The sequence below is a fragment of the Streptococcus massiliensis DSM 18628 genome (assembly GCF_000380065.1).
GTDB lineage: Bacteria > Bacillota > Bacilli > Lactobacillales > Streptococcaceae > Streptococcus > Streptococcus massiliensis.
On sequence record NZ_KB904377.1, the window covers coordinates 1 to 12,284 of the forward strand.

The window sequence follows — 12,284 nt, forward strand, 5'->3', positions numbered from 1 at the left end:
CGAAGATACAATTTCTTCTGTAAACCCTATCTTTCAGACTGTTTTTAAGACTTTTTTGAAAGAGAGGGACAAGATTATCAATGCTTTGGAACTTCCCTACTCAAATGCTAAGCTAGAGGCCACTAACAACCTTATCAAGGTTATCAAGCGCAACGCTTTCGGCTTTCGGAACTTTGACAACTTTAAAACTAGAATTCTCATCGCTTTAAATATCAAAAAGGAGAGAACCAATTCGGTTCTCTCCAGATCTTAGCTGACATCAACCCACTACAGTTGACAAAGAGCCAAATATCAAAAAGGAGAGAACCAATTCGGTTCTCTCCAGGGTATGACTTTGCGTTAACCCACTACAGTTGACAAAGAGCCAACATAACTACTATCCCACTAATTACGGAATAGTAGTTGTTGACGCTTCTTTTACGTTTCGTAATCGAACTTAAATCACTGCTCTGCTGGTACCAACTGGTTGGCTTTTTCTACATAACATAATTTCATAGAAAATATATATCACTTATTTTAATCTCTTCTAAATAAATCTCTGGTATAGACTTTTTCCTTTACATCATCTAGAGTAGCATCAAAGCGATTCGCAACAATTACCTGACTCAGATTTTTAAACTTGTCAAGATCATTAATTACATGACTTCCGAAAAAGGTTACCCCGTCCTCAAGCGTTGGTTCATAAATAATAATTGTCACACCTTTAGATTTTAGTCGCTTCATAACTCCTTGAATAGAAGATTGCCTAAAATTATCAGAATCGCTCTTCATAGTCAGTCGGTAAACTCCCACTACGACTTCGTGTTCCTTGGTTGGCTCATACGAATCATTTCCTTTATAAGCACCTGCAAGCTCCAAAATACGATCAGCAATATAATCTTTTCTCGTTCGATTACTTTGCACAATCGCTGTCATCATATCCTGAGGGACATCAGAATAATTAGCCAGTAGCTGTTTTGTATCTTTCGGGAGACAATAACCACCGTAGCCAAAAGAAGGATTATTATAATGAGTGCCTATACGCGGATCTAAACAAACTCCATTAATAATGGCTTGAGTATCTAAATGTTTCATCTCTGAGTAGGTATCCAGCTCATTAAAATACGAAACGCGTAAAGCAAGATATGTATTAGCAAATAATTTTACTGCTTCTGCTTCCGTAAACCCCATATAGAGAGTATCTATTTCGTTTTTCAATGCGCCTTCTTGTAAAAGTTTCGCAAAAACTTCAGCCGCATTTACCAAATAATCATCCGTCATGTCTGTTCCAAGTATAATTCGACTAGGATAAAGGTTATCATAAAGAGCCTTAGATTCACGCAGAAACTCTGGGCTGAACAAAATGTTCTTAGCTTGGTACTTTTCACGAACGGATTGAGTATAGCCTACAGGGACTGTGCTTTTAATGACCATAATGGCCTGTGAATTATATTCTAATACTTGCTCAATGACAGATTCCACTGCAGAAGTATCAAAAAAATTTTTTTGCGGATCATAATTTGTCGGAGCAGCAATTACAACAAAATCTGCATCTTTGTAGGCTAATTGAGCATCTAAAGTTGCTACCAAATCTAACTTTTCTTCTGCAAGATATTTTTCGATACAGTCATCTTGAATAGGAGAAATTTTATTATTAATCAATTCCACCTTTTCAGGAATAATATCTACTGCTGTAACCTGATGATGCTGCGATAACAAAACTGCAATTGACAACCCAACGTAACCTGTACCTGCTACTGCTATTTTCATATTCTTTTCCTTTCCCTTAAAAAATTATTCTATTGTTTTATTCATTTTTATCCATATGAATATAGAGGCACCCCCTAAAAATATATACGCAATTGTCATTGCTACTCCACTCATTTCAATGCTGGGTGCTAATAATAAAGCAATGGTATAAATAACAAAAGTAAATATCAAAATAATAGTGTTATATGGAAACTTTGATTTTGCGTCAATAGGATTTCTTAAAAGTAAATATATAGAATTGGGTAATATTGAAAAAATTGTGAGTTTCACAATCGTCATACTCTTTATATAGTTATGATTCAATAGTATAATTAAAATATATTTTCCAAATATAGTTACAAATAAAATAGCTAATATACTTATTCCAACATAAATATATCCTAAAATTTTAATTTTCTGATTTACTTCTTTCTCTGTATTATCGAACTTACTTCGACTGACTAAAGGAAGCAATATTGTTCCCACTAATCCAAAAAAAGGAGTAATGAGCGAATTTATAGAAATAGCTGCCGAAAAATACCCTACTTGTTCTGCACCAAATTTACCTCCAATGACCATTAAGGGAACTAAATTGAAGGCAAAAAGGACAAATTCCCCAGGTACACGAGGCCAAGAATAGGTCCACAATTCCTTAATCTCTAAACATGATTTAGATAATAGACCAAAATGAAGCTTATTTTTGTAAAAAATAACAATCACCTCACTTAACCCGTATACCACAAGAATAATTCCCCAAGTAAAATGAATATTAAACAAATCAAGTCGAAATAAAATAGTAGGTACAATTAAAAATATTTGCATAATAATATTTATAATTGCATATCTTACAAAATTATTTATTCCCCTATAGTATGAAAAAGAATATGCAATCAGAGCACTTCCAAATGAATACAAAAGACTTGGGATCATGTAGTTTCTAAATGATGTATCAGCAAAAATTAAATAAGATAATTCATTCCTCCATATAATAGATACTAGGGATATTAGTACTGAAACTACTAGTATAATTCCTAAAGAAGAAACTAAATACTTTTTTAATAATAAATTTGATTTTTTTGCTAAGGCTTCTGAAATATACTTAGGTATTGTAATTCCCATAGCCATCAACATGACAAAAGTTATAACAGAAATCTGTCTTTTTAGCAAATTATAAATTCCGAAGTCACTGACAGAATATTGGTTACTGATAATTTTATTTAAAACAAAAGATAACACCATTACTACAATCTGGCCCAAAAATGTGATAAATAAATCTTTATAAAAACCCTCAGAAATTTTCTTTCGGTAATCTTTTTTCATACACTACCGCCTTTTATAAATAAATCTGACTTGATATGAAATATACAAATATACATAAAATAATATAAAAACAAGAAAATAGGTGGAATAGATCCATGGAGATGTTATAAAATAGTAATAGTAATAATATAAAGCAGCCAAAAATACTTGTGCAAATAAATTAACTGAAGAAGTTCTTAGTAACAAATTAAATAAGTAATAAGTAAAGATACCTAATATTATAAAAATTACTAAAGAAAAGATTGCACCGTAATCCTCAATTAAAGGTCTAAACTGAGTATAAACATTCGTACTTGAACCAGAAATCAAATCATAAACACCTTGTTTTTTCTCAGACCATCCTAATCTTGAAGAAATAGCTAAAAATGTCTGACTACCAAATCCATAATCTGACCAGTTCCAACCAAATTGCTGAAACCAAATATCAAAGCCCTGTATGTGACCAAAAGCATAAATTGATAACTTGTTTGTAATAACTTGAAATAAATTTTCACTTGTCTTACCAATTCTGAGAATAAAACTGAAATAAAACAAAGCATACAAAAATGCAGTAATAAAAGCAGAGGATATGATCTTCTTCAATCCAATTATTGGAAGCGACTTATAACGAACAATATAGGATATATACCAACCTATAAAAAATAATAATATAAAAGAAACCACAGCAAGTTTAGCTGATGTCAATAACATAGAAAACAGGGCTGGAAAAAAACTCAAATAACAAATCAGTTGTTCTTTCTTTCGACTAGCATAAACGACACTGTATCCTGAACAAAGAGCCGGCAAGTAAATAAACGTATTCAAAATTTGAGAAATAATAGAATTTTCTGCCTCTCCACCTGAGTAGCGTGAAACTGCTGCATTATGACTCACACTTTGTAAAGCACTAAAATTTGTAAAAATATCAACTCCCACTCCTTTGTTCTTCATATTATAAAAGACACTAAAAAAACCTAAAAGGATAATTAATAATAAAAGGAACCACGGTATAGTAGGAAGAGATATTGGTTCAATATTTTCTTTTTTATGCTTAGGAAAAGCAACAGCTACAAGTAGAAATAAACATACAACTAAAAGGAGCCATATCACTCCCGAATATGGAAAGTAAAATCGATTATGTAAAAATAAAACACTTCCTAGAACAAATCCTATCCAAAGCACTGCAAATAGCCCTGCTGGTTCCATGAATCGTATTCTAAAAATTAACATTAGTAAAATACATACTAATATTAGAAACAGTGTAAACCCCAACTCTTATTTCCCCTCCACTTTATTCTGACAATAATTTTCATAATAGTAAATAATTGCTTTCTTGTACTCCTGAGAAATATTTCCTTTAAATAGACCAACTGAACCGTCCTCTTTATGAAGACATGAAAAATATTTTGTATAAAAAATTCTAATTCCCTTGGAACGGGCACGCTTAGCAAGAATTCCTTCTTCACCAAAAAGAAATACTTTCTCATCAAAAACATCTCTTAATTGCTTAATTGATTCCCTAGTAAATACTATAAAAGCCCCATGAGGTTGAAATATTTGAATTTGTTTTTTTGAACTTGTAAAAAATCTAAAAGTCTCTCGAACAATTTTATTAATACCAATACCCAAAGTCAGAAAAAACTTTTTATTTTTTTTATACCCTTTATAGATAAGCCAATCTGAAATTTTATTATCGTAAATTATCATAGGATTCTGGTTATTCCCCCTTAATGTGATTAACTCACCGCAATAAATATTTCCCTGCTCTAATTGACTTGTATCAAAATTTTGAACAATAATATCAGCATTTGAAATAACCAGATGCTCAAATCTAAAATTTTCTAGCGCATAACGAACACCCACATTATTTCCAAAACTATACCCTTTATTTGGGATATTTAAAAATTCACAATTATTGGAAAGGGCAATATTTTTAATAATTTCCATACTATCATCATCAAAAAAACTGTTAACAACAATAATTTTATAATTTTTAACTCTATCATTAACTGAATCAATAAAATCTTGTAAATCTTCGTAATTCCTATAGGTTAAAACTACAAAAATATTTTTTATTACCTTTTGATTTTTATCCATTCTTCCCTTCTCTCATCATATCTTTTAATCATTACAGCCGGAATTCCAGCAATCATAGAATTTTTTGGAAAAGATTTAGTAACCACTGAATGGGCTCCTACAATCGTATTATCTCCCAAAGAAACCCCCGGAAGAATAGTTACTTTCTCACCTATCCAACAATTATCTCCAATCTGAACACCTTTAACTATTAAGGGTTGGTCTCTGTAGCTAGCCTTTAATGATAAATCAACACCATGATTTTCTGAAGTAATTAATACATCGCTGGCAATCAAAGTATCTTTGCCAATTTGGACAGTATCTGCACATAGGATAGAACATCGATTACACATCGAAACATTTTCTTTTATAATTAATAATGGGTTATAGTGACAACCTCCAAATTCCTCTATAAAGGTAAACCTGCAATCATTTCCTATACTCAAATTGTTGGATATATTAAAATATTTGAAGGAATTTATTTGTGTTCGCTTCCCAATAATAATTTTTTTAACGCCTTGTTTCAAAAACACCAAAAATAGAATAGGATTATTCATAAAAGAAAAAAATACTCGTATTTTCTTTTTAATATATGCCAAATACATACTTTTCTCCTTAAATTAAGCCTCAAGAATCTTTAAAATTTTATCATTATTTCCCCAAACGGCTTTTGAATCATATTTTCTATCAGGAAAAACTCCATACTCTAATTTAATACTATAATGATTTTCTTTTATAAATCTTTCTACTCTATCTGCTAATTTTTCTGGTCTTCCAGAACATGCATTTATGATTCCAGTAACCTCATCTTGTGAGACAATAGCATTAATTTGTTTACAAAAATCAGAATAATCAATGAAATCCCATTGATTCTGTCCTAGAGTGAAAGGAAAGGTTTTATCACCTTTCATTTCTGCAGCAGTTATCTTCGAGAAGATAGACGAACCAAAACTTGAATTCCCTACAATATAATACGCCCGAATCCACTGATAAACCACCTGATGCTCATTACAAATTAGTTTTACTGCATTTCTCAAGGCGTCTTTGGCAATACCATACATACTTAATGGCCATGTAGCAGTATCTTCGCCTATACTTCCTTCATAAAAACCAACTTCATGCATTGTTCCTAAAACTGCAATCTGTTTCACTCCACCTAATACCATTCTCTCAATAAAACGATAATGTTTTGGTAGATCTAATAAATGGCTGGCATCATTATGTACAAATCCATTTCTCCAAGCCATATGAAGAAGTATATCTGGTTTCTCAAGTGAGTCATACGGATCTAATAAATCAAATATATCACATTTTACAGAAATAGCACGTTCGTCTACATTCTCAGTAGAAAAATCTGCAGCAACCACGCTATGTCCAAAATCTAATAATTGTTTCACAACCCCCTGGCCAAGGTAACCATTTGCTCCTGTAACTAATATTTTCATTTAATCACCCACTATTCTTTATCCCTTATTGTTGACACAAACTTCATTCCTAATTTCTCGGCTATTTTTTTCACAGGTTTCCTCATCCGCTTAGGTAACATAAATTTCACCTTCGATCTCATCATAATTTTCAAATACTGATATTCACTCAGAACTTCTCTCTTAATATGTAATGGCATCCCAAGTTCTTGAAAATACGCTACAGTACTTGGAATATATTTTCCTTGGACAACTCCATGCTTTAAATTTAATATATTTCGTTCGTCAAATACACAACCTTCAAGTGGTTTGTCTGACTTCCCTTGCGCTTTTTTTACTTGATTAAATTCAAAGATCCACGCATTATAATTTTCTTTCCCTACCAATTCCTCTAAAAAGCTTCTTTCCCATATTGCAGCCTGTAGACTAACCCCATAATCATCTGATTCTGGGATAACATGTAGATAATCATAATTCTTGTATAGCGGGTCACTATTTTTAACTGCACGAGACATATTTGTCAATTTAAAATAACGGAGATCATTATCTCTAATTAATTCTAAAGTAGTAGCTATTAACTTATTATCTATTTTCTTTCCAACAAAAAAATCTTCCAATAACAAACATATGTACTGTGCCGTTGTATTGGCTAGTGCTATCTGGACTTTTTTGCTCCATTCTGCATCACTTCCTGCATGCAAAACTGTGACATCCTCATATGCAACCTCTTCTACATTATTAACGAAATAGGTTTTATATGGCCTGTCTTCCCAAAAATGATTATATAAATTCATACAATCATCCCACAAATCCTTGTAACCATCAAAACCAATAAATACTATATCTAAGTCTTCTCTTTTCATGCGCACTCCAATAAACAAACTACTATTTTAGCCTAAATACCTTTATAATACCCCAATAACCTATATGAAATAAGCTTCTGGCAATACTTAATTTTTCAATTTTCCTATATAAAATCCAATGATACTTAATTACTTTAAACTTATTTCTTGACAATGACCCTGAACGAACTCGATACTGCATTAGGACTTCATCCAATCCATAAATGTACTCTGTTTTTTTAAGCATCTTTAACCAGAGAGCGTCATCGTTTCCCTTAGGTATATTAGGTACTTCAAATTTTCCTAATATCTCTACATTATACATAACTGTCGAATTTCCAACCGGACAATCTAATAAAATTCGATTATAATCTATTCTAGGAATGGTAGTAACTGTTCTATCAAGTAATCTTCCTGAATCAGAAATCTGTTCATAGGATGTACAAGAAAAAGGGATGTTATTCTCCTTCATAAAAGTTAATTGTTTCTCCAATTTATCTGGAGACCACAAATCATCTGAATCTAAAAAAGCAATAAAATTACCTGTAGATAGATCTATAGCTTTTGTTCGTGCTATTGCTGCCCCAGAATTTCTTGTTAATCTGTAATATTTAATTCTAGAATCATCTTTTAAATATTTCTCAACAACTTTACTTGTATTATCCGTTGAGCAGTCATCTACAATAATCATTTCCCATTTTTTATATGTTTGATTACATACAGATTCAATTGTTTCTCCTATATATTCCCCACAATTAAATGTAGGAGTTATAATAGAAACTAGGTCTGTCATAAGACATCCTCCTTATTATACCTAAAAACAGTTAATTGTAGCTAATAGTAAGCATTGCTATTCAACAACAACTGGGAAGAATCCCCCAATCACTTATATAAAAATATTTGTATAGTCTTACATATAGCTAAAGAAACAAAATTCAGTGATTTTTAATAATACTATAAAAACAAAAGAAAATTTTTACATCATCTTAACTCTTCTATTTGTATTAAAATACAAAACCGTATCAAAAATACACTAGATATCTGTCATTGTAAATATGATTTTTCTAATATTTTTTTAGCTTCCTCTTGCTTTTTAAAATAAAACTCTTTCCCAATAAAGTTACCACCCAGTAAATAATCGCCAAAATCTTGAGCGGTTGCTAAATTTCCTTCTGTAATCCCTTCTCGTGTTATGAATGCCTTTTTAATCGTTTGAAATAAAATTTTTACATCACCACAAAAAGTTATCCTTTCAATATATTTAAGATCAAGATTTAACTTATCTTCCCATTTAATATCGTTACGTCCATTCACCTGAGCTAAGCCAGTTAGACCTTGTCTAACTGAATGGCGTTTCCTTTGGAATTCAGTCATAAATACCATGTCTCTAACAAGAAGTGGCCTGGGACCCACCAAACTCATGTCGCCTTTTAAAATATTAAATAGTTCAGGCAACTCATCAAGGCTAGTACTTCGTAACCATTTGCCAAATGAAGTTAAGCGTTTTTCGTCTGGAAGTAACTTTCCTTCTGTATCGCGTTCATCTGTCATTGTACGAAATTTATACATATTAAAAATTTTTTCATCTTTACCCGGACGTGGTTGTTTAAAAAGAACTGGTGATCCTAATTTTAATCTTACTAATAAAGCAATTATCAAATAAAGCCAAGAAAACAGAATAATAGCTGATAACGAACAAATTAAATCAAGTGCTCTCTTTAAATACCTTGCATATAACCCTTGTTTTACCTTTTTATTTTTCACTATATTCCCCGTTAATTAATTAAAACAATACTTTATCATATCAATAATGACTTCTTGTTCTTCTTCTGTCATTTTATTATCGCTCGGTAAACACAATCCCCTACGGAAAATATCCATACTTATATCAAGAGGGTAACCATCCTTCCCTTTATCTCCCCCTTGAACATATGCATTAGTTTTCGCTCTACCATTTCCTTCACGTGTGGCGAAATCATGATTTCTAAAAATTGGTTGCATATGCATTGGCTTCCAAATTGGGCGTCCTTCTACATTGTAACTTGCTAAATATTCTAAAATTTCTGTTGGACAAGTCTTCCCATGTTCAGAAATATAAAGACTTTCTTTTTCACCACGAACTTGTTTACACATGGCATCTGGATTCAAAAGCATACAACTCAACCAAAAATTTGGTTCACTTTCTTTACTATAAGGACTCATTTGAATAGGTAAATCTTTAAGCCCTTCTTTGTAACGGAAGTAAATTGCTTTCTTTTGTGCAATATGTTTATCTAAATACGAATATTGTCCACGTACAACTCCAGCAATCACATTACTCATACGGTAATTATAACCGATTTCTTCATGTTGATACCACGGAGCATTCTCTCGCGCTTGTGTTGACCATTTTCTTACCTGATTTGCGGCCTCTATATCATTAGTTAATAGTACGCCTCCTGATGATCCAGTAATAATCTTATTCCCATTAAAAGAAATTGCATTAAAAGAACCAAAAGAGCCTGTTTGCTGACCTTTGTAGGTTGCCCCTAATGATTCTGCTGCATCCTCAATTAAAATTGCACCATACTTCTGGCAAATTTTTCTAATTTCATCAAGCTTAGCTGGTGTACCATACAAATGAACCAAAATAACCACTTTTGTATCAGGATATATTTGAAAAGCTTGTTCCAATGCAACTGGATCCATATTCCAAGTATCATATTCACTATCAATAAATACCGGCACTCCACCCTCGTATACAACGGGATTAACAGTTGCACTAAAAGTCAAACTTGAACAAAACACCCTGTCTCCTGCCTTAACACCTGCAAGTTTAATTGCCATATGTAAAGCTGCTGTACCTGTAGAAAGGGCAACTGCATATTGGCAGCCCGATTTTTGGCAACTTACTTTCTCAACTTCAGTAATATTTTTACCAACCGTTGACATCCAATTGGTCTCATAAGCATCTTTTATAAACTCTAGTTCATCCCCATGCATAGTTGGAGATGATAACCATATTTTATTTGTAAAAGGGTGAAAATTTTCTTCCCTTTCGAATTTTTGGGTCACTTTATACTCCTCATATTTTTAACAATCTGAATTAATTATTGCTGCGCAAATGCGACTAGTTTTTCTTTGAGTCCTTGCCCACTAAGTGGTGATAGGCTTGTTACAAAATCGCGAATTTCTTGCTCGGATAAGTGATTGACCTTACCAACGAAAATCTTTTCATAGACCTGCTCATCCGTTTTTTCAGCAGATGAGAGAAGGACCTCGTAAAGCTTTTCACCAGGACGAATACCACTTTCGACAATTTCGATTTCTTCTTCCGTATAACCACTAAGTGAAATCATTTTCTTAGCAAGGTCAAGAATTTTCACAGGCTCACCCATATCAAGGACGAAGATCTCTCCTCCTTTCATAAGTGCACCTGCTTGAATGACTAAACGGCTAGCTTCTGGAATAGTCATAAAATAACGGGTCATCCGAAAGTCCGTTACTGTAACTGGACCACCCTTTGCGATCTGCTCTTTAAAGAGTGGTACTACACTACCACGGCTTCCCAGAACATTTCCAAAGCGAACGGCAGAAAACAAGGTCTTTCCTTCTTCATTGAGACTTGTTACAATCATCTCAGCGACACGCTTAGTCGCTCCCATGACGTTAGGTGGATTGACTGCCTTGTCGGTAGAGATCATAACAAACTTTTCAACACCTGCCTCTTTAGCCGCCTCGGCTACATTTCTTGTCCCATAAATATTATTCTTTACGGCTTCAGTGGGATTATACTCCATTAAAGGTACGTGTTTATGTGCTGCCGCATGGTAGACACGGCTAGGACGATACTCTTTCATAACTGAAAAAATTCGTTCACGATCTTGTATATCAGCAATAACGGGCACCAACTCAATTTTTCCTTTATAAAGATTCGTTAGTTCTTTATGGATGAGGTAGATAGAATTTTCCCCGTGTCCTAATAAGACAATCCTCTCTGGGTTAAACTTGGCTAACTGACGACAAATTTCGGAACCAATGGAGCCACCAGCCCCTGTTACCATAATCGTCTTACCTTGGATATTATTAACCAAACTATCACGATTTAGAACAACTTCTTTACGTCCCAACAAATCTGCAATTTCAATTTCTCTTAACTTACTTACACTAAGGTGCCCTTGTATTACATCTTCATACTTGGGCATTGTACTTACCTTAACTCCCGTCTTACGACATAAATTAAGGATATTTTCTAACTCTCTTGGATGAAGCGACGGAATGGCAATGACAATTTGCTCAATTTCATAATCTGCAACAACCTCAGGAATTTGAGTATCTAAGCCAACTACCTTTACTCCATGTAGGAAGGAACCTAGCTTCCGCCTATCTGCATCAACGAGTGCTACGACTTTCAAGTCGCTTGAATCTTTTAGTACAGTTTGTAAAAATAAATTTCCACCATCCCCTGCACCTACAACAAGCGTCCTGTAAACTTTTGCTTCGTGTTTATGACTAGTAAGTCTGCTGTTGGCGATACCGTAAATAATTCTCCAAAAAAGCCGTACTAAAACTGTGAAAAGAATTGTGAATACGCAATTCAGTAGAATAAAGCGATATCCTGTATGAATGAGTGAAAATGCTTCTCCTAATAGTAAAATGGCATGACTTCCCAACAAAATGACCGCTATTTTAGCCAAAGTTTGATAATCTGTATAGCGATTAATAATCGAAAATACTTTTGTCATTGCACCTAGGCTAATGTACAGAAGTGAAACTATTGCTAAAGTGATTATTAAACGGTTGTCAGAAATATCAATGTACTCCGACAAAAAATAGTAAGACACGCCTCCGCTAATATAAATCATACAAACATCTATTATCATCAGTATAAAACGTTTGTAGGTTCTTGTTAGCTCCATGATTTTCCTTTTCCCTA

12 protein-coding genes are annotated in these 12,284 nt (G+C 33.1%); 1 reads left to right on the forward strand and 11 read right to left on the reverse strand.

From position 1 onward, the window contains the following. Window positions 1–253: ISL3 family transposase (locus A3I3_RS0103775; RefSeq protein WP_018371229.1), on the forward strand; the 253-nt coding region annotated here is incomplete at its 5' end. Between the two features lie 263 nt (window positions 254–516). Here the strand turns inward: A3I3_RS0103775 and A3I3_RS0103780 are convergent. From A3I3_RS0103780 to A3I3_RS0103830, 11 genes are all read right to left on the reverse strand, one after another. After that, window positions 517–1,749, reverse strand: a complete 1,233-nt coding sequence (locus A3I3_RS0103780; protein WP_018371405.1) for a nucleotide sugar dehydrogenase — start codon at window positions 1,747–1,749, stop codon at window positions 517–519. 24 nt (window positions 1,750–1,773) lie between these two features. Next, window positions 1,774–3,048 carry a lipopolysaccharide biosynthesis protein gene (locus tag A3I3_RS0103785; RefSeq protein ID WP_018371406.1) on the reverse strand — a complete coding sequence of 425 codons (1,275 nt, stop codon included), beginning with the start codon at window positions 3,046–3,048 and terminating at the stop codon, window positions 1,774–1,776. Between the two features lie 3 nt (window positions 3,049–3,051). Then, window positions 3,052–4,257, reverse strand: coding sequence for an O-antigen polymerase (locus tag A3I3_RS0103790; protein WP_142743635.1), 1,206 nt, complete (start codon window positions 4,255–4,257; stop codon window positions 3,052–3,054). A gap of 45 nt (window positions 4,258–4,302) precedes the next feature. Then, complete coding sequence (locus A3I3_RS0103795; protein WP_018371408.1) at window positions 4,303–5,124, reverse strand: glycosyltransferase; 822 nt, start codon at window positions 5,122–5,124, stop codon at window positions 4,303–4,305. Next, on the reverse strand, window positions 5,103–5,708 hold the full coding sequence (locus A3I3_RS0103800; protein WP_018371409.1) for a DapH/DapD/GlmU-related protein: 606 nt from the start codon (window positions 5,706–5,708) through the stop codon (window positions 5,103–5,105). Before A3I3_RS0103800 ends, A3I3_RS0103795 begins: the two co-directional genes overlap by 22 nt. Before the next feature lie 15 nt (window positions 5,709–5,723). Continuing rightward, complete coding sequence (locus A3I3_RS0103805; RefSeq protein ID WP_018371410.1) at window positions 5,724–6,548, reverse strand: NAD-dependent epimerase/dehydratase family protein; 825 nt, start codon at window positions 6,546–6,548, stop codon at window positions 5,724–5,726. Window positions 6,549–6,559: 11 nt separating this feature from the next. Continuing rightward, window positions 6,560–7,390 carry a hypothetical protein gene (locus tag A3I3_RS0103810; protein ID WP_018371411.1) on the reverse strand — a complete coding sequence of 277 codons (831 nt, stop codon included), beginning with the start codon at window positions 7,388–7,390 and terminating at the stop codon, window positions 6,560–6,562. Window positions 7,391–7,412: 22 nt separating this feature from the next. Then, a complete protein-coding gene (locus A3I3_RS0103815) occupies window positions 7,413–8,162 on the reverse strand; it encodes a glycosyltransferase family 2 protein (protein ID WP_018371412.1) in 750 nt (249 codons plus the stop codon). 251 nt (window positions 8,163–8,413) lie between these two features. Next, entirely contained in the window at window positions 8,414–9,133 is a 720-nt protein-coding gene (locus A3I3_RS0103820) for a sugar transferase (protein ID WP_018371413.1), read from the reverse strand. A gap of 15 nt (window positions 9,134–9,148) precedes the next feature. Beyond that, a complete protein-coding gene (locus A3I3_RS0103825) occupies window positions 9,149–10,423 on the reverse strand; it encodes a DegT/DnrJ/EryC1/StrS family aminotransferase (protein ID WP_018371414.1) in 1,275 nt (424 codons plus the stop codon). A 35-nt stretch (window positions 10,424–10,458) separates the two neighbouring features. Continuing rightward, on the reverse strand, window positions 10,459–12,267 hold the full coding sequence (locus A3I3_RS0103830; protein ID WP_019231900.1) for a polysaccharide biosynthesis protein: 1,809 nt from the start codon (window positions 12,265–12,267) through the stop codon (window positions 10,459–10,461). Window positions 12,268–12,284: the final 17 nt, after the last annotated feature.